The sequence below is a fragment of the Hafnia sp. HMSC23F03 genome (assembly GCF_001816025.1).
GTDB classification, from domain to species: domain Bacteria; phylum Pseudomonadota; class Gammaproteobacteria; order Enterobacterales; family Enterobacteriaceae; genus Hafnia; species Hafnia paralvei.
Genome location: NZ_KV824211.1, coordinates 64,111 through 85,889 on the forward strand (window position 1 = coordinate 64,111; position 21,779 = coordinate 85,889).

General features: G+C 46.6%; 22 protein-coding genes. 5 read left to right on the forward strand and 17 right to left on the reverse strand.

Annotated elements, in window-relative coordinates; genetic code table 11:
- Positions 1–573 precede the first annotated feature (573 nt).
- The 3 genes from HMPREF3091_RS05320 (at position 574) to folA (ending at position 2,419) form a co-directional block, all read left to right on the forward strand.
- Positions 574–1,350, forward strand: coding sequence for a threonine/serine exporter family protein (locus tag HMPREF3091_RS05320; protein WP_004089082.1), 777 nt, complete (start codon positions 574–576; stop codon positions 1,348–1,350).
- Positions 1,341–1,814, forward strand: a complete 474-nt coding sequence (locus HMPREF3091_RS05325; protein WP_004089078.1) for a threonine/serine exporter — start codon at positions 1,341–1,343, stop codon at positions 1,812–1,814. The genes HMPREF3091_RS05320 and HMPREF3091_RS05325 overlap by 10 nt, the downstream gene beginning before the upstream one ends.
- 122 nt (positions 1,815–1,936) lie before the next feature.
- The gene (gene folA, locus HMPREF3091_RS05330; RefSeq protein ID WP_004089076.1) at positions 1,937–2,419 is read left to right on the forward strand and encodes a type 3 dihydrofolate reductase; all 483 of its coding nucleotides are present in this window, start codon (positions 1,937–1,939) and stop codon (positions 2,417–2,419) included.
- A 70-nt stretch (positions 2,420–2,489) separates the two neighbouring features.
- Here folA and HMPREF3091_RS05335 read toward each other — a convergent pair whose 3' ends face one another.
- Positions 2,490–3,431 carry a LysR family transcriptional regulator gene (locus HMPREF3091_RS05335; protein WP_070714621.1) on the reverse strand — a complete coding sequence of 314 codons (942 nt, stop codon included), beginning with the start codon at positions 3,429–3,431 and terminating at the stop codon, positions 2,490–2,492.
- Positions 3,432–3,578: 147 nt separating this feature from the next.
- On the opposite strand from HMPREF3091_RS05335, the gene HMPREF3091_RS05340 reads away from it, so the two are divergent.
- Positions 3,579–4,247, forward strand: coding sequence for a helix-turn-helix domain-containing protein (locus HMPREF3091_RS05340; protein WP_070714623.1), 669 nt, complete (start codon positions 3,579–3,581; stop codon positions 4,245–4,247).
- A 22-nt stretch (positions 4,248–4,269) separates the two neighbouring features.
- Here the strand turns inward: HMPREF3091_RS05340 and HMPREF3091_RS05345 are convergent, their stop codons facing one another.
- From HMPREF3091_RS05345 to lptD, 13 genes are all read right to left on the reverse strand, one after another.
- Complete coding sequence (locus HMPREF3091_RS05345) at positions 4,270–4,821, reverse strand: fimbrial protein (protein ID WP_070714624.1); 552 nt, start codon at positions 4,819–4,821, stop codon at positions 4,270–4,272.
- 20 nt (positions 4,822–4,841) lie between these two features.
- Complete coding sequence (locus tag HMPREF3091_RS05350; RefSeq protein WP_070714626.1) at positions 4,842–5,384, reverse strand: fimbrial protein; 543 nt, start codon at positions 5,382–5,384, stop codon at positions 4,842–4,844.
- A 31-nt stretch (positions 5,385–5,415) separates the two neighbouring features.
- Positions 5,416–5,931 carry a fimbrial protein gene (locus tag HMPREF3091_RS05355; protein WP_070714627.1) on the reverse strand — a complete coding sequence of 172 codons (516 nt, stop codon included), beginning with the start codon at positions 5,929–5,931 and terminating at the stop codon, positions 5,416–5,418.
- A gap of 11 nt (positions 5,932–5,942) precedes the next feature.
- The gene (locus HMPREF3091_RS05360) at positions 5,943–6,905 is read right to left on the reverse strand and encodes a fimbrial protein (RefSeq protein WP_070714629.1); all 963 of its coding nucleotides are present in this window, start codon (positions 6,903–6,905) and stop codon (positions 5,943–5,945) included.
- Between the two features lie 12 nt (positions 6,906–6,917).
- Positions 6,918–9,503 carry a fimbria/pilus outer membrane usher protein gene (locus tag HMPREF3091_RS05365; RefSeq protein WP_070714631.1) on the reverse strand — a complete coding sequence of 862 codons (2,586 nt, stop codon included), beginning with the start codon at positions 9,501–9,503 and terminating at the stop codon, positions 6,918–6,920.
- A 117-nt stretch (positions 9,504–9,620) separates the two neighbouring features.
- A complete protein-coding gene (locus tag HMPREF3091_RS05370; RefSeq protein WP_070714634.1) occupies positions 9,621–10,319 on the reverse strand; it encodes a fimbrial biogenesis chaperone in 699 nt (232 codons plus the stop codon).
- A gap of 85 nt (positions 10,320–10,404) precedes the next feature.
- Positions 10,405–10,959, reverse strand: coding sequence for a fimbrial protein (locus HMPREF3091_RS05375; protein ID WP_083321367.1), 555 nt, complete (start codon positions 10,957–10,959; stop codon positions 10,405–10,407).
- A gap of 547 nt (positions 10,960–11,506) precedes the next feature.
- A complete protein-coding gene (apaH, locus tag HMPREF3091_RS05380) occupies positions 11,507–12,340 on the reverse strand; it encodes a bis(5'-nucleosyl)-tetraphosphatase (symmetrical) ApaH (protein WP_008814632.1) in 834 nt (277 codons plus the stop codon).
- Between the two features lie 57 nt (positions 12,341–12,397).
- Positions 12,398–12,775 (reverse strand): Co2+/Mg2+ efflux protein ApaG, encoded by a 378-nt coding sequence (gene apaG, locus HMPREF3091_RS05385; RefSeq protein ID WP_004089015.1) that lies wholly within the window; start codon positions 12,773–12,775, stop codon positions 12,398–12,400.
- Between the two features lie 76 nt (positions 12,776–12,851).
- Positions 12,852–13,664 (reverse strand): 16S rRNA (adenine(1518)-N(6)/adenine(1519)-N(6))-dimethyltransferase RsmA, encoded by an 813-nt coding sequence (gene rsmA / locus HMPREF3091_RS05390; RefSeq protein WP_039185736.1) that lies wholly within the window; start codon positions 13,662–13,664, stop codon positions 12,852–12,854.
- A complete protein-coding gene (pdxA, locus tag HMPREF3091_RS05395) occupies positions 13,657–14,673 on the reverse strand; it encodes a 4-hydroxythreonine-4-phosphate dehydrogenase PdxA (protein ID WP_070714637.1) in 1,017 nt (338 codons plus the stop codon). Before pdxA ends, rsmA begins: the two co-directional genes overlap by 8 nt.
- Positions 14,654–15,952 carry a peptidylprolyl isomerase SurA gene (surA, locus tag HMPREF3091_RS05400; protein ID WP_004089009.1) on the reverse strand — a complete coding sequence of 433 codons (1,299 nt, stop codon included), beginning with the start codon at positions 15,950–15,952 and terminating at the stop codon, positions 14,654–14,656. Before surA ends, pdxA begins: the two co-directional genes overlap by 20 nt.
- A 108-nt stretch (positions 15,953–16,060) precedes the next feature.
- Entirely contained in the window at positions 16,061–18,481 is a 2,421-nt protein-coding gene (gene lptD / locus HMPREF3091_RS05405; protein WP_070714639.1) for an LPS assembly protein LptD, read from the reverse strand.
- A 159-nt stretch (positions 18,482–18,640) separates the two neighbouring features.
- Here lptD and djlA point away from each other — a divergent pair, with 159 nt between their 5' ends.
- The gene (gene djlA / locus HMPREF3091_RS05410; RefSeq protein WP_070714641.1) at positions 18,641–19,474 is read left to right on the forward strand and encodes a co-chaperone DjlA; all 834 of its coding nucleotides are present in this window, start codon (positions 18,641–18,643) and stop codon (positions 19,472–19,474) included.
- A 41-nt stretch (positions 19,475–19,515) separates the two neighbouring features.
- Here djlA and HMPREF3091_RS05415 read toward each other — a convergent pair whose 3' ends face one another.
- Genes HMPREF3091_RS05415 through HMPREF3091_RS05425 form a run of 3 tightly spaced genes read right to left on the reverse strand, consistent with a single transcriptional unit; the run spans position 19,516 to position 21,712 of the window.
- A complete protein-coding gene (locus HMPREF3091_RS05415; RefSeq protein ID WP_070714643.1) occupies positions 19,516–19,773 on the reverse strand; it encodes a putative Se/S carrier protein in 258 nt (85 codons plus the stop codon).
- A complete protein-coding gene (locus HMPREF3091_RS05420; RefSeq protein ID WP_070714644.1) occupies positions 19,763–20,551 on the reverse strand; it encodes an acyl-CoA dehydratase activase in 789 nt (262 codons plus the stop codon). Before HMPREF3091_RS05420 ends, HMPREF3091_RS05415 begins: the two co-directional genes overlap by 11 nt.
- Before the next feature lie 9 nt (positions 20,552–20,560).
- Positions 20,561–21,712: a double-cubane-cluster-containing anaerobic reductase gene (locus HMPREF3091_RS05425; protein WP_070714646.1), complete on the reverse strand. Its 1,152-nt coding sequence runs from the start codon at positions 21,710–21,712 to the stop codon at positions 20,561–20,563.
- Between the last annotated feature and the right edge of the window lie 67 nt (positions 21,713–21,779).

The window sequence follows — 21,779 nt, forward strand, 5'->3', positions numbered from 1 at the left end:
ATCTTTGTTAAATCGTTGTCTGTCGTTATGGGGAATAGGCTGGTTGTTGTGGAGGTTGGTTTATTTTTTTTCATGAACTCATTTGAATTATTTATGATATACATATTATCTATAATTAATCTAAGGTCATTATTATCTAGACATCTTATTATCTCTTTTGCTTTTCAATAGAGAAGATTTCATATATTGAGCTAGACCCAGTGCCGGTTCTTTATTCATATACTTCATAATGATAACTTGTATCTCTGCCCCTATCCATGCGAGCTGAGCTTGTACCTAATATCTCCCGCAGTTTTAAATCGATTATCATCGGAAAATCTTGCCAAACGCCATGGCAGCTTATGAGCTTAGTGCTATCGCTTTTGATGAAAAATGGCGAAATAGATAGCGTTTGTCTATTGAATTTGTCTTCGCCTTTCTTGATGTAGACGAGCTTAATATCGGTTGTTATTACACTTCAATCCCACTTCAAATAATAGAAGACAAGCCAAGAATAATCCCAGATATGTCATAGTTTTTCATTTATGCCTGAGCTAATCTTTATCCTTCGGATAGGTGTGGCTAGGGAACATTATGGATGTTGATTCAGACAGGCAGCGGGAGCTCACCCGACTGTGCATACAATGCGCTCTTTTTTTATTGCAGCACGGCGCTGAAAGTATGCTGGTCGAGCAGCTTTCCTCTCGTCTAGGCATTGCGCTAGGGGCTGAAAGTGTTGAAAGCTCTATCTCTGCGAATGCGGTGGTGTTAAGCACGATCATTAATGGTCATTGTATGACCTCGACGCGCAAGAACGTCGATCGCGGTATCAATATGCATGTGGTGACGGAAGTGCAGCATATTGTGATTATGGCTGAACACCATTTGCTAGACATTAAGGATGTTCGCCGTCGCTTTGATCATATCAAGCCGTTGCGCTATCCGCGCTGGCTGCTGGTGTTAATGGTCGGGCTCTCTTGTGGCTGTTTTTGCAAACTGAATGGCGGAGGTTGGGACGGTTCTGTCGTGGCATTTATTGCCAGCGCCGTGGCGATGTATGTGCGTCAGGTGCTCACGCAGCGGCAAATGCATCCGCAAATTAACTTCTGCATCACGGCTTTCGTCGCGACCAGCGTGTCTGGATTATTGATCCAATACGATCCATTCAAAACAGCCTCTACCATTGCGATGGCAGCGAGCGTGCTGTTGCTGGTGCCAGGATTTCCTCTGATAAATGCCGTGGCCGATATGTTTAAAGGCCATGTGAATACCGGGCTTGCGCGGTGGGCGATGGCTTCTTTACTGACCTTAGCAACCTGTATTGGCGTGGTGATGGCGATGTCGTTGTGGGGGCTAAGAGGATGGATTTAATCGATTTATTGCTCGCGCTGCTGCAAGACATGATTTTGGCCGCGGTGCCCGCATTGGGTTTTGCCTTGGTGTTTAATGTGCCGGTTCGCGCTTTACGTTACTGCGCACTGCTCGGCGCTATTGGTCATGGTTCGCGTATGCTAATGATGCATTTTGGTATTAACATCGAGTGGTCTACTTTTGGCGCGGCAATATTGATTGGCGTACTGGGCATTCAATGGTCTCGCTGGCTCCTTGCTCACCCGAAAGTTTTTACCGTTGCTGCGGTGATCCCCATGTTTCCGGGGATTTATGCCTATACGGCGATGATCTCCGTGGTGAAAATTTCACATCAGGGTTTTAGCGACGCGCTGTTTGAAACGGTGGTGACAAACTTCCTAAAAGCGTCATTTATTGTCGGTGCTCTCTCCATAGGCCTGTCTTTGCCTGGATTATGGTTATATCGTAAGCGCCCGAGTGTATAAATAATGTCGGTTTATCTGAGAGTTAGTTTAAGTTGCGCTAAATGACGTCATCTGGCTATCGACACCTGCAACCCCTTTACTTATAGTGTGCGCAATTTTTCTACTTGATAGGGTCGACCATCATGAATATCAGCCTGATTGCTGCGCTTGCGGCAGATCGTGTTATTGGTATGGAAAACGCGATGCCGTGGCATTTACCGGCTGATCTCGCGTGGTTTAAACGTAATACGCTGGATAAACCGGTTATTATGGGGCGTAAAACTTTTGAATCTATTGGCCGTCCTTTGCCTGGACGTCACAACATTGTATTGAGTAGCCAAGCGGGTACCGACGATCGCGTGACGTGGGTGGCTTCACCTGAGGCCGCGATTGCCGCTGCGGGTGATGTGGAAGAGGTGATGGTGATTGGTGGTGGCAGTATTTATTCTCAATTCTTGCCGCTCGCCCAACGCATGTACCTGACGCATGTTGATGCCGAAGTGGGAGGCGATACTTACTTCCCTGATTATGAGCCAGATGAATGGGAAACCACATTTAGCGAGTTTCATGATGCAGACAGCGCTAACTCACACGGCTATTGTTTTGAGATTTTACATAAGCGCTAATCACGCATGACCATGCGGTTAAATACCCTTCAAGGCCGAAGGGTATTTAAAATAGCTGAATGGTATTATTTTAATTAACGGTTTCTAACGTGGACGGTGTAGCGATTCGCGTTGGTGACAGATGGCTGATAATACTTTCCGCAATATCTGAAATTCCATTCGATTTATTATAAATCATAAAGATAGATGCAGAGGGTAATTGATTACTCGAATCAATCATTGTGATATCGAAAGACTGCGAAAATTTCTCATATAGCCATTTGGGTAATACACCCACTTTATCAGAATCCTCAATAATAGACAGAAGGGCAAAGCAGGAATCGCTCTTTAGCGATGTTAACCTTTCTCCGAACCTCTTTCTGATATGAAATTTCTGTGGGTTGAATTTTTCATCAGGAGTTTCGAAAGCAATGAACGTTTCATGGCTAACATCGCCGCATAAAAGTTGATTAATTCTTGGATGCTGCTTAGAACAGAAGAGGCATAATGGATCGTCTAAGACAGCAGTATTGATCATTGAACGACTTAGATTCGGCTTAAGGTCGAAAAACAGATCGTTCATCCGCAGTCTGACACCCTGAATATTGTTTTTGGTATCTGAGAAATTGCTTCGATGAATTATTTGGCAGTCAGGATTTCTTTGCCAGATAATATTAGAAACATCGGCAAGTAACCGCGTAGAGATATAAGGAGAACAATGGATTGATATTTGGCTTAAGCTGCTATTTCGGCCAAATGAATTCACATTGCTAACTAATTTGTCAACGTCATCCTGTAGAGATATAAACAGCTCTTGAGCTACCCGTGTAGGCGCTAAATCCAGCCCATCTCTTAGAAATAGCGGATCGCCAAAGTGATTCTTAAGTTTAGCCAAAGCATTAGATACTGCGGTTGTGGAAATACCGAGCGTTATGCCCGCCTTCGTGATGCTTTGATGAATAAATATTTCAATAAAAATAGGCAAGAGATTAAGATCCAATTTTTTATTGATGATTTTGTCCTTAGAATTCATAATGTCCTCTGGAAATAATTTATTATCTCAGCATAAAATAGCTTGATATATTGATTGGCAATTAATGATTGATACTAATCAATAGACAAAAACTGCTATGCTATAATCTCGTGTATAAAACCTTATCCATCATGTGGTGAAAACATCATGCGTGAGTTTGAGACTAATATGACGGTTGGCTCTACAGTTCAACCGATGGCTAAGCCCCTTAAGGCAATCAATAGGCTAGTCTCGCTCTTTCGCACAGAGTCAGTCCCACTTACGCTTGAAAATGATGATGGCATCGTCAAGTTGCATAACTCGTCGGGCGAGTTACAAGTTGTTCTGGTATTAGAAGGCTTAGTGGATGTCTATCGCACTTCTGATGAACTCCTTTTCGCTACTGCTACTGCTCCCACTATCTTTGGCATGCAGGGGTCTGCTTATCGTTATGATATGTATACATTTCAATGTAACCCTGACTGCAAACTAGAAACTTTATTGTTATCACGAGCCATTGAGCTGATTGCCCAGCACGGCCTTCTAAAAGAACTATTGGCGTGCCAAATTTATTTTAATGATTATCAGGCTTATCGAAATAACTTACTTATCAATAAATCCGCCTATGAAATCGTTTGTGCATTACTTTTTGAGCTTGAGAAAATACCCGCAGATAAACGCGCTAATATCAGCGTACTAAATTTTATTCTTGCACGTAGCCATCTGGCACGTAGCGGAATTATGAAAATACTCGCTAATTTGCGGCAAGGTCTTTATATCAATATTGAAAATGGGAAATTAATTAATATTATTCGTAAGTTCCCTAAAGAATATTGATTTATTTTCTCATATTAGCTCTTTATTGATAACTAAATGACAATTCTACATGCCCAGAGACAGGTCCCACCTGTGCGTTGCCTTTTGGCGTGATCATTCTGGCTTTGAAGGCAAATGTGGCCGCATGTAACGCTTGGTCAATCGCCATATCATAGGTTTTACCATTGCTTAAATCTTTAGTGCCAGTCTCGTCACTCAGTTCAATTGCCACATTCTGTGTATTTGTCGTATCTGATTCATTTTTGTAGTAGGCCATATTGTCATCAGTTGGACCTGTAATCGTCATGGTGACCGTATTTTTTTGCGTAGGGCAATTAACCAGTTCAATGTTAAATGGCATCCACTGACCAACGCTGCCTGCGTCATGCATATCTGCAGTGCGCATTTTTCCTAGATGAACGCTGTTAGTGTCACTATAAGGATTGACAACCGTACAGGCCGATTCCTCTATTGTTGCAGACACATTAATCTGGGCATTACCCCCCTCGATAGAAGGCTCTTCGGTATATCCGAACTCGGATAATGCCAGCAGAAAAAATAGCGTTAGTAACTGAGAACAAGCCCTGTTAAACATATTATCGTCCTTGTGTTAACTTATTTGTAGGTAAAGGCCACGTTGATCACTGAAGATACGCTGCCCGGTGTTACGCCGCCAGATTTTGAATACAAGCGTGCCGACAGCGGTATTAATGCGGCGCCGGATTCAATAGGTATATCTATAACCTCATTATTTTTTATTGGGTCTGTGTTGCCAGTGGGTTTCAATTGCACGCTTACGTTTTTGGCTGCTCCCGTTCCTGTATCAGCGTTCAAAAAGCTACCAATGCCGCCATTTGGATCGGGGGTTCCAGTAAACGTCATTAAAACTTCAGTGGTGCCAGTAGGGCAACTGGCCAATTTTATCATTGCCTCTGAATTTACCTCAGTCCACGCAGTATAAGTATCGGTATCTTCAAACGTTGACGCTTCAATATTCCCCAACGGTATGGTGATGTTAGGCGATAGAACCAGACAGGGGGAAGCCACGACGTTTGCTGTAACTTTAACGACGGTACTATCATTTGCCGCATTTGCTGCCGATGAGAGTGCGGCGAGGAAAAGTAACCCGCTCGCTGATTTCCAAAGTGTATTTTTCATAATAATGTGTAGCCTAATTAAGTGATGAAAATTATTTAACGGTGTAGACAACGGTAATTAAACCGATGACGGTACCTGGTGTTGGCGCCTGTCCGTCGGTGTTGTGAATTCTGACCCGAGCCTTAATGTCTTCTTGAACCTTACCTTTTGCCTCCCGAACGATTGCCTCATTAGGCTTAACTGTTTTTTCATCCACTTGGAGTTCAATGGCCACATGCTTGGCAGTCCCTGTTGAAGCGAAATATTGTGTTGCAGTGCCATCGGGGTCACCTGTAAATGTGGCGGTTAGTTCTGTATCTTCGTCGCAGGTTGCAGCGAGCTCGAATTCTATCCATTTCGAGGCGCTATCCTGAGTGGCTAAATCACTCGCATTAAGATCGTCTGTAAATACTATATCTAACTTAGAGTGACTGGTCATACAAGGTGGAATAACCACAGAACCTGTATACTCAAGATGTAATGTATCTTGTGGATAGTCTTCTGCCGCTGCCGTTGCAGAATAAAAAATAAAATTTGAAAACAGCAAACAGGCCAATATTTTCTTCATGTTCTTATTCCTCAGCGATATTCAATTATCATTGTTGCTGCACCTCGGAATGTCCCACCAGGAATGGCTCCGCCATTAATACTGACAGGCTGCGCATTAATGCTGAAATCTAGGAGGTTAGTAGAGGTATCTCCAGGGAAAACCATTTCCTTATCAAAGGGGATCGTATTTCCACTACCTGCCCAGGTTAATTTTATGCCTAAATTATTTAAATCGGTTTTAAGTACGCCTTCAGATGCGTCGTCACTTCCTGTATCTGCCAGAAGCTTAAACATCATGCTATGTAATTCACTACCGCTACATTTAATTGTCACCTTAGCCTGCTGAGTGGTAACACTGCCGTTTATAATTGAGCTCGGTGTAATATTATCCCAATGAAATGCTTGGCTTAGCGAGTTTTGCATAATACATGCAGACTCTTTAATGGCGATATCAATATGCGCGTTGACCATGGACAAGGTGGTTGAACCTTGTCTATGGTGTCTAATCTCTGCTAATGTGCCTGTTTGATCCATTGTGCCCGTTTTATCGGTACCTGAATCGGAGGTAAATACTGACATAATGACTCTGAAGTTTCTTTGCGTTATTTTTAATGAGCCACCTGTCCAATAATGATCCCCGGTGCTATCACGGATACCAAAAGCAACATAAAACCCTTTCCCTCCAGTGATTTTAAACGCACTGTACTCGGAGGTGTCGATAACGTTGTTAATATTATAAAAAGTACTATCTTGCAAAAATGTTAAGCTACACGTCGTATCTTGTCCGAGGTTTTCATCTGGGCAATCATCGGTGTCCATATAGATTGGCGCACTAGAGAATACATATTTCCCAAAAGGTACTACCGAAGAGGTTGATGGGTCATCAACGACACTAATAATACCGGAGTCAACGGTAATTGAATCAGGTATGGCAGCCTGCACCGCAAAGGAAAATAATAATGCGACAATGACTCCCGCGATAATGTTTTTCATAATGAGTTCCTGTTATTTCGGCTGACACACGCCGGAAATATTCGGCATTGTTTCATGAAGGTTTTGCTCAGTAAGCTGGTAATTGACCAAACACTGACGGTCCGGTGAATTACCCCATTGAACAATGAGCTGGCCTTTTTCAGGCAGACCGCTTAAATAAGCGACGCCTGAATCACCGACCATACCAGCATTAGTGTCATCTTCTGCTGAACTCTTCTCTTGTAAGGCTGCGGTGGCGCCAAACGGCACCGCTTTGCCACCGGGTCGAGTAAGCGTCATCATCACTCGGTAACCTACGTGGGTAGCGAATCGGGCTCGTACGACGGCACCACGTGTTGGGATTACGTCTTGAGCACTTTCATTCATATCGACATTTTCACCCAGCGTGGTGGTATCCAGCCCAACCGTCGTGCGACGATAGGGGGTCACGTACGGCAAAATGGCGTATCCGCGTGAGTCCGTAAATACGGTGGTGTCGGTTGAAGCATTCACGTTGTCAGCACCGGGTGCGGCTAGCAGAACCATAGTGTCGCCTAATGGTTGAGATAACGTGATCCCTTCGCTATGAACGACGACACCGCCTGATAAACCATAGTCCCAACGCTCAGAATCTTTAGAGTAGCTATAGCCAAGATTGCTGTTACCACGGTGCCCTTTATATTGCAGGCTGGCGTTGCCGCTGTTTCCTTGACCCTGATTAGCGAGGCCCTGATTTACGCTATAGGTCAGGGCGTTATTCATCAACTGACCACCAATACCGGCTTGCTGGTTAACGTGCCCGTCGCTACCGTGGCTCATGCTGTAATTTGCCCAAGATCCGCTTAGCCATTTATCTAATGGCAGAGAGACGCTTAGCGATATTTGCTTGTCCGCAGGCGATCCCGGTGTGTAACTGTTGTTGAATGAAATACCGTAGCTGATCCCATTCCAGCTGTTGTTATAACCCAGCTGTAGCGTTTGTTCTTTGCCACTGACTCCCCAGTAGTCCTGAATGCTCGCCGAGAAATAGAACGATCCGTAGCCTTCGGGCATATTTTGGGTGACGGTGCCTTCAACTTGGCTGCGTTTATGGTTCATGCGGTCAAAGTCATCGCTATCATCATCGTCATTATCATCACTATTCAGATCAATCGACTCCTGTAAGGTATAAAACCCACTGGTGGAATAGCGATAACCTAATAAACGAAAGTCCGTGCCGCTGTCGATAAATGATTTCGCGTATAAAAAACGGTATGACTGCCCTGAATCCGTGACGTTATCTGGCAGCTGAGTTTTAGCCTGAGTAATATCCACAGAAACGGCACCCAGTTCGCCGAGGTTTTTACCTATGCCTAGCGCTAATGAAGAATATTTATCACTGCCTTGTAGCCCGCCATAGAGGGTAAAACCGTGGGAAAAGCCACGGATTAATGAAACTTGGGCAAACTCAGGTTTATCATCGCCATAGCCGCTACGATATTGACCTGCGGTGATGCTGTACTTTAGATGCCCTTCGCGCTGTAAAATGGGCACCGCTGAATAGGGCTGTACAAAATGTTGTTCGCTACCATCTTCTTCTTTGATGGTGACATCTAAATCACCGCTGTCGCCGCTAGAATAAAGATCGGTGATTTCAAAGGCACCCGGCGAGACATAGCTCTGGTAGATGACGTATCCATTCTGTTTTACCGTCACCTGTGCGTTAGATTTTGCAATACCGCGGATCACTGGCGCAAAACCTTGCATACTGTCTGGCAGCATTTGATCATCGGAAGCCATTTGGGCTCCGCGAAATTGAATGCTGTCAAACACGTCACTGTTGGTATTGCCATCACCAAGCGTAAGCTGCGATTTCAACGAAACAATATCGCGCTGTAAATAGGTGTTCACGTTCTGCCAGTCACGCTCACCATTGTCGTCTGTCATGGTGGAGTAGTTGCGCAGCCGCCACGCGCCTAAATTCAAGCCGTTACGCAGGCTGAGATAATAGTTGCTGTCATGAGAGCTATCGCCCTGATTTTTGTTGGTGCTATTGGCGCCGGTAAAATTATAATCCAGCAAAAAAGCATTAATCCCTTCATCCCAGAGCGCTGGATCTACATATCCGCGTACGGATTGCGACACCATAGCCTGTGGGAAACTGAGGTTCAGCCTTTGTTTACTAAATTCAAATGCAGCGCTAGAAGAGGGCACTGCGGTAATAAAATTGATGCACTGATCGGCAGCACTATCATCATCCTGCGATGTTTCTTCTGCAGTCGTATTCCCTTTCTCCTTGGCTATTGCCATTGCTTTAGCCAATTCAGGAACTGATTCAACTTTCAAGCCATATTGCTTGAGTTGCTCAATCGTTAGACAAGGAATTAAACCACTGCCATCAGGGTTAACATTGTCTTTATCCGCAATGAATCTAACTTCTTTGTGATCGACGGGCTCATTATTGACATATATATCGACGATATATTTACCAGGAGCCTGACTATCGCTAGATTTTGTGAAAGCGGATAGATCAGAGACTTCGCTGCCGTTTAGGTTTTCCAAAAATGCAGGGTTGATTCCCGAATCCGCTAGACAATTAAAAGACATGACCAGAACTGCCAGTGCTGTCAGCTTAAACATGGCGGGATGTCTTTTTTCACATAATGATGCAGTGGATGTCCTTATCGCCTTTTTATATTTTATTTTTGGTGACATCATTATTTTTCCACGCTCTTGCTCGGTAAATTAGGTGTTTGCTTATTTAGCAGAGCTATTTATTTCAGCCGTGACGCCACCGAAGTCATTAATGGTGGTGAATGTAATATGGTTCACATGTCCAGCGCCGGCAGGAAGTGGATAATGTGTTGCACTCTTAGGCAGAACCATATCGCTACAGCTTACTGTTTTGCCATCGACCTTGAGTGTATTGAGTGTGACCGCATAAGCTGATGGGTTAGTTGCGACCAGATCGTTGCCTTGTTGACTCCATGTCAAACTTTCAGGCGCTGTTTCTGCACTACCTGGCAGCCCATTTGGGCGATAGAACAGCTTGATGCGTGTTTTAATAGCCAACTGCAGTATGTTTTGGTTTTCAGCATTTTCAGGTGCAGGTGGAATAGATTTGATATTTAACCAATACACCGATTCACGATCGGTTGGAACGCCGTCATTGCTCTTCTTGACGATACGTAGCATGTTTTCTTTATTCGCGTTTAAGCGAAATAGGGGAGGGGTGATAACAAACGGAACTTTTTTATTTCCGTCTTTATCATCGACCCATGATTGAACCAAAAAATATTGGCTTTGATTTTTATTGGAAACCGTTAGCGAGGTTTCTTTCATATTCTCTTTATATATAACTCGCGTTGCGCCAACAGCAACGCCCCCCACGCTAGCAAAAGCGCTGGATGATAATGCTAATATGGCTAATGAAGACAGAATGCCAATTTTTTTCATAGAGATTACCTTTAAAAAGAGATGCGCTACGGGGAGTAGCGCATACAATTAAATAAGCACAGCCATGACCATATCAGCTACGGTCTTACTGATAACTGATAGTGAAGTCAGCAGTAGCCGTCGCTTTACCTGTAGTAACATCGGTAGCGAATGACTTATAGCGTGCTTTATAGTGCAGGCTATTGACGACGCCGCCAGAACCTGAGAACAGATTCTGTGCAGCACTCTTATCACCTAGCTTAATTGCCGTACCTGAGTTTTCAGCAAACTCAATACCAACGCCGGTTGCGCCGCCGCCATCAAGCGCCAGAATCGAACCATCGCCGACACCTGCTCCACTGAAAACAACTTCTGCTGTTTTCGCCGTTGTGACATCACAGTCATCCAGAATGATATCAAAGCTGACGTCAGGTGATTTGGCACCACTAGCAGTAAACACAGTTTTCTGAACCTGACCCAATGTGACGGTTAAATCAGCATTTTTAGTGGTGATTGTGCATGGTGTATTGACAATCGAGCCATCAAAATGAACTTTACCCACAGTGGTGTCATAAGTGACTGGATCTGCTGCCATTACACCTGCAGAAGCAAAACTAGCCAAAGCCAAAGCAACACAAACGGCTGTTTTTTTGAACGACATAAAAATCTCCTTATTACACTTATTTAAGGTCCAATCATTTGGACAGTTTCACTTAATAACCCTGGAGAAAAACCTAATAGAGAAACTCTCCAAATTGAGTTGAAACGGCTCAATTGGTGTAGTCACTATTTAATAAAGATTTGCTCAGAAATTAAATGATGATTCGGAATACTTCCTCAATTCCTGAGAGCAATATATTCTTTTTTTTATTTTTGAAAAGAGTCCAAAAGTAGACCGGAACTAGGCTGGTAAAATAAGCGAGGAATTGTGAGTTTTAATTAATTTATAAATTTAATAAACTAAAAATGCTTTCTAAAAAAACCATATTAATTAATGAGATGAGTGTGTGTGTTTTACGTCTCTAAATAATACTTTAGGGAAAGTAATTATTGAATTAATTTTTGCTTAATAATTACTAATATAAAAAAACCTCGCGTAATTTTATTTTTATTGACGTTATTTGCACTCATTTGGTGAAGAATTGCCCAATTTTTAATTGGGCATACATTAACTTAACTGATTGCTGATCCTTCAGCACGGCGAAATTTTATTGCTCAATCTCTTTAGGCCGCAGAGACGGCTGGGTGAAATATTGTTTGTCATCCCAACGTAACATCGTTAGCTCTCCCCCCCAGCAACAGCCCGTATCGAGAGCATACACCTGCGATGGTGTCCCTTTACCCTGCAATGATGCCCAGTGACCGAAAGCAATGGAGTATCCGGCATCCAGCACTTTGCTGGGCAAATCAAACCATGGTTTAAGAGGGGACGGCGCTTCGCCTGGCGCATCTTTGCAGATCATGTCCAGTTCACCGCCAGGGAAACAATAGCGCATGCGGGTCAGCGCATTGGTAGAAAAACGCAGGCGTTGTAGCCCGGTTAAACCGTCAATCCAGCTGTTGGGCATATCACCGTACATGGCATTTAAAAATAACGGATAGCTGTCACTGCTGAGTACGGCTTCAACTTCACGGGCGCATAGCTGTGCGGTAGCAATATCCCACTGGGGGCTGATACCCGCATGGGCCATCACCAGTTTTAGCTTATCATCAACCTGCAGGATGGGCTGACGGCGTAACCAATTGATCAGGCTATCTGCATCAGGGGCATCCAGCAGCGGAGTAATTTGATCTTTGGGCTTATTACGGCTGATGCCTGCGTAGACCGCTAAAAGGTGTAAATCATGGTTGCCCAACACCATGCGAACGCTGTCGCCTAATGACTGTACGTAGCGCAGAACCTCTAGGGAGTCAGGGCCGCGGGCGACTAAGTCTCCGGTTAACCACAGCGTATCCTTAGCAGGATCAAAATCAGCTTGTTCCAATAGCGCCCGTAGCTCTGCGTAGCAACCGTGGACATCGCCAATCAATAATGTAGACATTCAAACCCTTCTTACTTGCTGCTTTGTCGCAACTCAAAATATTTTGTGAATATACAACTAGTTAATTAGAGTTGGGATTGCTAAACGAAATACGGGAATCGCAATACGGAACTCCTGACCCTGATGGTCAATCATTTCATAATGGCCTTCCATGGTGCCGCAAGGCGTTTCAATAATGGCACCGCTGGTGTATTGGAACTCATTGTTGGGCAAAATCAGTGGCTGTTCACCGATGACGCCTTCGCCCTGAACTTCAGTCTGACGTCCGTTACCATTGGTAATCAGCCAGTAACGCCGCAGGAGCTGCACATTGAATCGTCCTAGATTCCTGATGGTGATGGTATATGCAAAAACAAAACGCTCTTCATCTGGAAGTGATTGGGTTTCGGCATAGGCACTTTGTACCTGAACACACACACGAGGTGAATCAATCATAATGTACGGCTCCCGTTATGACGTTGTCAGCGAGACCTATACCCTCATCGATTAAACGAAAAGGGCATTACACCCACTATTCTGGCGATTTTTCGCATAGCCAGTTGGCGAGCTTGCAATAGTTTTCAACAGAGATGTTCTCTGCGCGCTGGGCTGGATCGATCCCCAACTCGGTCAATTGCTCTGGTGTGAACAGGTGACCTAAGCTATTACGTACGGTCTTGCGGCGCTGATTAAATGCTTCAGTGGTAATACGGCTGAGCACACGGATATCTTTGACCGGATGTGGAATGGTCGCGTGTGGGATCAGTCGAACCACGGCCGAGTCAACTTTTGGCGCTGGACGGAATGCTGTTGGCGGCACTTCCAATACAGGAATGACCTGACAATAGTATTGTGCCATGACGGTCAAACGGCCATAGGCCTTGCTGTTTGGGCCAGCAACCAGACGGTTCACGACCTCTTTTTGCAACATGAAATGCATGTCGCTGATAGCACCAGTATAGGTGAAGAGGTGGAACATCAAAGGGGTTGAGATGTTATAGGGTAAATTACCAAATACGCGCAGCGGCTGGCCGAGTTCTTGAGACAGCTCGCCAAAATCAACGGTCATCGCATCTTGCTGGCGAATATTTAATTTACTGCTGATGAATGGGTGAGTCGCCAGTCGAGCCGCCAAATCGCGGTCAAGCTCGATGACCGTCATTTTATCCATGCGGTCGGCAACAGGCTCGGTTAATGCGCCCAATCCCGGGCCGATTTCCACCACTGCCTGACCTGGCATTGGATGAATAGCGGACACAATGCTATCGATCACATATTGATCGGTAAGGAAGTTTTGTCCGAAACGTTTACGAGCCAGATGGCCTTGGTGAACTCTGTTATTCATTACTGTTATTTATCATTTTAATAGCGAGATTTAATGCTGTTCTGAAACTACCAACATCAGCGAGGCCAGTAGCAGCCAGATCCAGCGCGGTGCCGTGATCGACAGAGGTGCGTATAAACGGCAACCCCAGAGTAATATTCACAGCGCGGCCGAAGCCTTGGTATTTTAACACCGGTAAGCCCTGATCGTGATACATCGCCAAAACCGCATCGGCGGGCGCCAAATATTTAGGCTGAAAAAGCGTATCTGCAGGTAAAGGTCCAATCAGATGAAGGCCTTTTTGACGCAACGATTCTAGCGTCGGAATAATCACGTCGATCTCTTCACGCCCCATATGGCCGCCTTCGCCTGCGTGTGGATTAAGGCCACAGACATAGATTTGCGGTTCACGAATGCCAAACTTGGTGCGTAAATCGTGATTAAGAATAGTGATGACTTCATTGAGCGTCTGCGCGGTGATCGCCGCGGGAACCTCCAACAAAGGAAGGTGCGTCGTGGCGAGCGCGACACGCAGTTCTTCGGTCGCCAGCATCATCACCACGCGTGCGCAGTGACTACGATCGGCAAAGAATTCGGTATGTCCGGTAAATGGCACTCCGGCATCATTGATAATGCCCTTGTGTACCGGCCCAGTGATTAAGGCGGCAAACTCACCGCTGAGACAGCCATCGCACGCACGCGCCAGAGTGTCGACAACATAAGCCCCGTTATTGACATCTAACTGACCCGCAACAGCTTGGCTGTGTAGCGCGATCGGCAAAATCGTCAGTGTATTTGCATCTTGTGGGCGTGCCGGTTCATGAGGCTGATATTCGCGCAACGTTAATGGCAGCTTTAACCATTGGGCGCGTTCAAGCAACAAGGCCGGTTCGGCGCACACTACAAGCTCCGCAGGCCATGCCTGCTGAGCGAGAGCGATAACCAGATCCGGCCCGACCCCGGCGGGTTCGCCGGGGGTTATGACGACACGAAAAGTGTCATGTGAACTATTACTGGGCATTGCTACCATCAATAATTTTTACGTAAGCGCTAGCACGTTCTTCCTGCATCCAGGTCTGCGCTTCTTCAGCAAATTTACGGTTGAACAGCATACGATATGCGCGATCTTTCTGAGCATCATCGGTGCGGTCAACTTGGCGAGTATCCACTAATTGGATCAAATGCCAGCCGAAGGAGGAGTGGACCGGTGCACTTAGTTCGCCTTTCTGCAATTTCATTAAGGCGTCGCGGAAGGCCGGATCGTACATGGTTGGCACTGCCCAACCTAAGTCGCCACCTTTCAATGCTGAACCTGGATCTTGAGAAACCGTACGGGCAGCTTCATCAAAGGTAATTTGCTTACTTTTGATTTGCTGAGCAATTTCTTGCAGTTTCGCACGAGCCTGATCGTCGGTCATAACCGGAGATGGGCGCAGCAAGATATGGCGAGCATGAACTTCGGTGACGGACACATTTCCCTGACCGCCGCGGAGATCATTAACTTTCAGGATATGGAAGCCAACACCTGAACGGATTGGGCCAATGATGTCGCCTTTTTTAGCCGTTTGCAGTGCTGCTGCAAATAGGGATGGCAACTCCTGAATTTTACCCCAACCCATTTGGCCACCTTTCAGCGCCTGAGAGTCAGCGGAGTAGCTGACGGCCATTTTGCCAAAATCAGCACCTTTGTTCAGTTGATCAACCAACTGACGGGCTTGCTGCTCGGTCTCATCAACCTGCTGCTGAGAAGGATTCTCTGGGAGTGCCAGCAGAATATGGCTCAAATTCAGTTCGGTATCAGCACCGTTTTGCGCACCAACTTGTTTTGCCAGCGCTTCAACTTCCTGAGGCAGGATGGTGACACGACGGCGAACTTCGTTGTTGCGTACTTCTGAAATCAGCATTTCTTTGCGAATTTGGTCGCGGTAGGTTTTGTAGTTAATCCCATCGGCGGCCAAACGGCTACGCATCTGATCCAGTGACATATGATTTTGCTGAGCAATATTGCCGATAGCGCGATCAACATCGGCATCGTTGATATCAATGCCCATCTTTTTCGCCATCTGCAGCTGGATGTTATCCATAATCAGACGCTCAAGGATCTGGTGACGTAAGGTTGCATCATCAGGTAATTGCTGACCGGCTTCACGCGCGTTCAGTTTTACGGATTGCATCAGACCATCGACGTCACTTTCCAGCACCACACCGTTATCGACCACGGCCGCTACTTTATCAACGACTTGAGGGGCTGCAAACGCAGTGTTGGCACAGAATGCCACACCGAGGATCAGCGTTCTCCAGTTCTTCATACCTTTTCCATTTGTCCAATCCGCATGACTGCGGGTTAATGTCAAAACTCTGCTTTTACTAATCAAGATGCAACTAGGCAACGATTAGACCACAAAAATCTCAAAATGTTAGAAAGCTCTCTGATAAGGCAGAATACCTTTCTGCAGCATATCGGCGGTACCCAAGCTGTAGTTGGTTCCCAATCCGCGAAGCGCGAAGGTGAACGAGAACTTGTTGTCATACTTACTGTTTGGTTGAGAGGCGGTTGAATCCCATGAGGTAATTTTACGTTCATAGTTCACGCCGACAGACCAACAGCAGGTGTTGTACTGAAGACCGACCAGCGAATCCGCTGTTTGGTTCGCATTGGTGTCGTAATAGTAAGCCGCAACCAGCGCCCAACGGTCTGCAACCGGAATACTGCCGGTGGCGCCGACCTGACTAATCCCTTGGTTATACAGATCGTTACTCGCATAACGTGGGATCATCGCGGTCACGTATTCTGGGCTGGCATAACGATAGTTCAACTGAAGCATCGTTTCGGCATCTTTACGATACTCCATGACGGCATCACCCAGCGCGACGTTATTTAAGCGAGTGTCATACTGCAAGCCGCCGCGGATACCCCAGTGGTCGGTGATTTTCCAATAGGAATCGCCTGCCCAAACCAGACTACCGGTATCTTTATCTTTGTCGGTAGACAGCGTTTCATCACCGGTACGTGAACGTTCGAAGTAGTAAATTTGTCCCAGAGAGGCGTTAAACCGTTCAACCAACGCATCATCATAGATACGGGTTGTCAGGCCGGTAGCCATCTGGTTTGCCGAGGCAATACGGTCCAGACCACTATAGATACGGTCACGGAACAGGCCGGTATAGTCCATCTGTAGCAGCGTGGAGTCGTAAATACCAATATTGCTCTGGTCACGATAAGGGATATACAGGTACTGAGCGCGCGGCTCCAGCGTCTGGGTATAGCCTTCTGCCCAGTCCATATTGCGGTCAAAGGTAACTTTGCCATCAACCTTAAATTCAGGCATGACGCGGTTTACCGAATCTTCTAAATCAGGCGCTTTAGCACCGCTGTTTCTGCTTGAATAGTAGCTTGAGTAACCATCAGGAATGGTTTGTTGGTAATGCGTTGCCAGCAGCTTGGTTTCAGTATTCACACTTGCCCAGCCGTTAGACCAAGGAAGATCTAACGTCGGTTCGAAGTGATAACGGTCAGCATCTGGCATGCGTGACTCTTCGTTTGTGAATTTCACCGCTTGACCGTACATATGGAGGTCAAATGGACCAATGTCATTTTTGTAATAGTTTAGATCAAGCTGTGGTTCGGCTCGGTAAGAATCCGCAGAGCTGGCATCCGCAAATATCTGGAACTGCGTGGTCGATAGGGTCGCGTTCCAGTTTTGCTCGGCGTATCCCAAGCTGAATTTCTGTGTGGCATAGCCGTCGGTGCTGGAACCGTGAGTCGAATCCAGATCGTCAAAGTAGTAAGGATCGCTTACCTTGGTGTAGTCGATGTTGAAACGCCACACCTTATCCATTACGCCACTGTGCTGCCAGTAGAACAACCAACGCTTTTTATCGTTTTCTGCGTCGGAAATATTGTTCTTATTTAAACGATCGTCAGCATATTGCTTATCTTGGTTTAACCAATCCAGCTCCATCAAGCCGGCACCCGCAACGGTCAAGTAACGGAATTCGTTCTGCAACTGCAGACCACGATTTTCCATGTAGTGCGGAGTGATGGTCGCATCGACCTGTGGCGCGATGTTCCAATACCACGGCAGGCTGAATTCAACGCCGTCTGTGCTGGAGTATTTAAAATCGGGGATCAAGAAACCTGAGCGACGCTTATCACCGAGAGGCAGCTGGAGGTACGGGCTATAGAACACGGGCACGGGGCCAATCTTAAAGCGGGCGTTCCAAATTTCAGCGACTTCTTCCTGACGGTCCTGAATAATTTCAGAACCGGCGACGCTCCAGCTGTTATCGCCCGGCAAACAGGAGGTAAATGTCCCGTTCTCCAGAATGGTATAGCGGTTTTCAGCGCGGGTTTTCATCAAGTCCGCGGTACCGCGGCCTTGACGACCGACGAACTGATAGTCGCCCTGCCAGACGTTGGTGTCTTTGTTATTCAAATTAGACCACGCGTTCGGGCCTTTCAGTTTTACCTGATTATCTGAATAGTTGACGTTACCCGTCGCGGTTACGGTACGCAGCGGATCGGGCTTATCTTTAAGAAACTTCTGATCCAGCTGAACCTGATCGGCCGTCAGCGTACTGTTACCCTGCTCAATGTTCACGTTACCGCTGAACACGGCATTATCAGGATAGTTGGCATCGCTTTTATCGGCCTGAATGTGCACCGGTAAATCATTGGGTTGGCCGGATACCAGTGGTTTGTTATACATAGGCACGCCGAGCAAGCATTGCTCAGCGAGATCGGCCAGAGCGTTCTGGCTATACAGTGCCGACCAAACCAGGGTGGCAACCAGTGTAGGAATACTTTTTTTCATACGCAGTTTCAGAAGTTCCGTCATCAGAGGCGTCGATCAGCGAACGGTCAGAGACTATATCACCCCTAAGCGTTGCGCTAGTGTTAAATTGACGCATTCTTGGTTGCTGTCGTTAGGCGTCAGAATAAATGACAGGTATGATAAAGCAAATTATGTCCCACGGCATGATGAATTGAGGACGATATGCAGTATTGGGGTAAATTAATTGGATTAGTTCTTGGTCTAATGTCAGGAACGGGCTTTTGGGGTGTGGTTTTAGGGCTACTTATCGGTCACATGATTGATAAATCGCGTCAGATAAAAAGCACGGGTTATTTTTCTAACCAGGCTCAGCGACAAGCTCTATTTTTTAGTACCACATTTCAGGTTATGGGGCATCTCACTAAGTCTAAAGGACGTGTGACTGAGGCGGATATCAACCTTGCTAGCGCGTTGATGGAGCGAATGCAGCTGCATGGTGCGGCCAGAACTGCCGCACAGCAAGCGTTTCGCGAAGGAAAGCAGCCTGATTTTCCTCTGCGAGAAAAATTGCGCGAGTTACGCAGCATTTGCTTTGGACGCGTCGACCTGATCCGCATGTTTTTGGAGATCCAGCTACAGGCGGCATTTGCCGATGGTTCGCTGCATCCCAATGAGCGAGCGGTTTTATATGTCATTGCGGAAGAGCTCGGTTTTTCACGCGTTCAGTTTGATCAGTTCCTTAGCATGATGGAAGGCGGACGCCAGTTTGGCGGCGGCTACCAGCAGCAGGGACAGTATCAGCAGCAGGGCGGATTCGGGGGTTACCAGCGCCAGAGCGGGCCTACGTTGGCGGATGCTTGCAAAGTGTTAGGGGTGAAGCCCAATGACGATGCGACGACGATTAAACGCGCCTACCGTAAACTCATGAGCGAACATCATCCTGATAAGCTGGTGGCAAAAGGATTACCGCCAGAAATGATGGAGATGGCGAAGCAAAAGGCTCAAGAGATTCAGGCTGCTTACGATTTAATTAAGAAAGAGAAAGGTTTCAAGTAATCCTTTCTGAAGAGAGCCCGCATTCGCGGGCTTTTTTACGTTCATTGACCGAAAGACGGCGGCGAAACGGGGACATATTCCCCTTCGGCGCAACGAAAAATAGCGGAGGTTTCTCCGTTTACCCACCACCGTGCCAATTCTGACGCCGTGCAGCTCAGCCGAATACTCAACCCGCAGCCGCTACTGAGCTGGCGTGGAATATCCGCGACTTTGAATTCTCGATTCTGAGCCTGAAGGCGTTTTTTTAAGCGAACCACGCCTAACGTGCTGTGAAATAAAAACAGAAATTCATCCCGCATGATTCCTCCTCTTTTTCTGGCGACACCCCATTAACGCCGCACCTATCGCTCCAGCAAATTGAGCATCGGAGTGCGTCGCCACTGGCGTATTGAGCGCATCGCTCAGATGTTGACGAAATGCATTACAGCGGCTAACGCCACCGGTAAACAGCACCTGTGGATGTACACCTAATCGCCCGATAAAGTTGGCGCTGCGGCGCGCCATGGAGTAAACGATGCCCGATAGAATGGACTCAGGTGCGACCCCAGCCGAACGTAGGCTGATGACTTCAGACTCGGCAAACACGGTACACATACTGGAGATAGCATGTGGAGCAACGCCTGTGACTAATTCGTCAAGCTGGTTAATTTGTGCGCCAAGGGTGTGTGATATGACTTCCAGAAAACGGCCTGTTCCAGCGGCACATTTGTCATTCATCAGAAAGTCGGTCAGTTTTCCCTCCTCATCCAGATGAATGACCTTACTGTCTTGTCCGCCGATATCAATGATGGTGCGCGCTTCTGAGCACAGAAACCGAGCGCCTACGCCGTGGCAGGTGATTTCTGTGACTTGCTTATCGGCAAAATCTATCAAGCCACGCCCATAGCCAGTGAGAGTAAGATGCGGGCGCTCGGTGAGACCTTCACACAGTTGTGACCATGCCTGCTCAATAGCCTCCTGTGGCCGAAATGAGGTCGGAACGAGAAAACGGCGCAGAATCTGTCCTCCGTTTGCGCCATTCAATAGAATCCCTTTGGTCGCCGTTGAGCCTGAATCAATACCAATACTTAAACTCACATGCGCTCCTTACAGCATTTCGATAAACGCGCTCACGCGAGTATTAAGCTGGCCTATATCTGAATTGGAGTAATCCGTTTCTATCGCCATATAAGGAACATCATGCTGTTGGCGAACATGCCGCTTAATGGCTAAAGACTCCACTGCGTAGGTATGACAGGCCTGAAGGATCACGTCGATGACGCCGTCTACCTGATATTCTTCAATCATTTGGCTAAGCAGGTTTAAACGCTGGGTATTCGGAGAGATACAGGAGCAGCCAATGGCGAGATATTTATCGGTTAACGCATCGTAGACATCGCCTTCTTCACTCACCTGCATTTCGGTAGCTTTGGCACCGGTACAGTTTTCATATCCAACGACCCAACCGCCGTTTTCTTCAATTGCTCGTACCACTTTTTCTGCCGCTCCGCCAATCGGGCAGCCGGTGATCAGTATGCGTGGGCGATCTTCTAATCGCTTACCTTGTTGGTATTCGCTGCGTACTTTTTCGCTTAATGCGTTGAGCTCATCTATCAGGGCATTTTTATCGAACTTGAACGTTGCGCCATATACCACCTTGAGAATTTCGCTACCGGAGAGCGCGGGCGGATTAAGCTGTCCTAGACGGTAGAACGATGACAAGGCGGCCCGTTCGCGGTTTTTTAGCGTAATTGCCGCACGTAAGTCTTGTTCGCTGATGGTGCAGTTGAATTGTTGTTCCAAGACCGACTGCAAGCGCAAAATTTCACTGCGCCACAGCGCGCGCGAGGCGGCATCATTGGCACTATTAGGGAGTTGCATCACATGTACAGGCTTAAATTCTGCCATGTATTCGTACATTTTTTTCTTGCCGTCGCAGGTTGTCTCTCCCACCACTAAATCAGAAAAGTAGAAATACGGGCATTTATCCGTTTTGCCAAATCCGTAGCTACTTTTGATTAATGGACACAGGTTACGTGGCAGATCTTTCTCGGCTTCTTCAATCGTTTCATCGCTGGTGGAGCACAGCGAAACCACAACCGCACCGGCAGCCAGCGCGATCTCCTGTGGCATAAAGGTACAGTAGGTGCCAACCAGCGGGATATTCTGTTCTTTAAGTTCTAATACGGTAAGAAAGCCCTGACGGCGGGCATCGGAAAAATGATCGAAAATGGCGGGTAGTTCATTGATAACAGACATGGCTATTCCTTCCCCGGACCCGGGCGAATGATTAGTAGATAGAAAACCCACAGCAAAAAAGTGCGGT

Coding starts and splice junctions, on each gene's coding strand:
- HMPREF3091_RS05320 (WP_004089082.1), top strand. CDS start 574: ATGGATGTTGATTCAGACAGGCAGCGGGAGCTCACCCGACTGTGCATA.
- HMPREF3091_RS05325 (WP_004089078.1), top strand. CDS start 1,341: ATGGATTTAATCGATTTATTGCTCGCGCTGCTGCAAGACATGATTTTG.
- folA (WP_004089076.1), top strand. CDS start 1,937: ATGAATATCAGCCTGATTGCTGCGCTTGCGGCAGATCGTGTTATTGGT.
- HMPREF3091_RS05335 (WP_070714621.1), bottom strand. CDS start 3,431: ATGAATTCTAAGGACAAAATCATCAATAAAAAATTGGATCTTAATCTC.
- HMPREF3091_RS05340 (WP_070714623.1), top strand. CDS start 3,579: ATGCGTGAGTTTGAGACTAATATGACGGTTGGCTCTACAGTTCAACCG.
- HMPREF3091_RS05345 (WP_070714624.1), bottom strand. CDS start 4,821: ATGTTTAACAGGGCTTGTTCTCAGTTACTAACGCTATTTTTTCTGCTG.
- HMPREF3091_RS05350 (WP_070714626.1), bottom strand. CDS start 5,384: ATGAAAAATACACTTTGGAAATCAGCGAGCGGGTTACTTTTCCTCGCC.
- HMPREF3091_RS05355 (WP_070714627.1), bottom strand. CDS start 5,931: ATGAAGAAAATATTGGCCTGTTTGCTGTTTTCAAATTTTATTTTTTAT.
- HMPREF3091_RS05360 (WP_070714629.1), bottom strand. CDS start 6,905: ATGAAAAACATTATCGCGGGAGTCATTGTCGCATTATTATTTTCCTTT.
- HMPREF3091_RS05365 (WP_070714631.1), bottom strand. CDS start 9,503: ATGTTTAAGCTGACAGCACTGGCAGTTCTGGTCATGTCTTTTAATTGT.
- HMPREF3091_RS05370 (WP_070714634.1), bottom strand. CDS start 10,319: ATGAAAAAAATTGGCATTCTGTCTTCATTAGCCATATTAGCATTATCA.
- HMPREF3091_RS05375 (WP_083321367.1), bottom strand. CDS start 10,959: ATGTCGTTCAAAAAAACAGCCGTTTGTGTTGCTTTGGCTTTGGCTAGT.
- apaH (WP_008814632.1), bottom strand. CDS start 12,340: ATGTCTACATTATTGATTGGCGATGTCCACGGTTGCTACGCAGAGCTA.
- apaG (WP_004089015.1), bottom strand. CDS start 12,775: ATGATTGATTCACCTCGTGTGTGTGTTCAGGTACAAAGTGCCTATGCC.
- rsmA (WP_039185736.1), bottom strand. CDS start 13,664: ATGAATAACAGAGTTCACCAAGGCCATCTGGCTCGTAAACGTTTCGGA.
- pdxA (WP_070714637.1), bottom strand. CDS start 14,673: ATGGTAGCAATGCCCAGTAATAGTTCACATGACACTTTTCGTGTCGTC.
- surA (WP_004089009.1), bottom strand. CDS start 15,952: ATGAAGAACTGGAGAACGCTGATCCTCGGTGTGGCATTCTGTGCCAAC.
- lptD (WP_070714639.1), bottom strand. CDS start 18,481: ATGACGGAACTTCTGAAACTGCGTATGAAAAAAAGTATTCCTACACTG.
- djlA (WP_070714641.1), top strand. CDS start 18,641: ATGCAGTATTGGGGTAAATTAATTGGATTAGTTCTTGGTCTAATGTCA.
- HMPREF3091_RS05415 (WP_070714643.1), bottom strand. CDS start 19,773: ATGCGGGATGAATTTCTGTTTTTATTTCACAGCACGTTAGGCGTGGTT.
- HMPREF3091_RS05425 (WP_070714646.1), bottom strand. CDS start 21,712: ATGTCTGTTATCAATGAACTACCCGCCATTTTCGATCATTTTTCCGAT.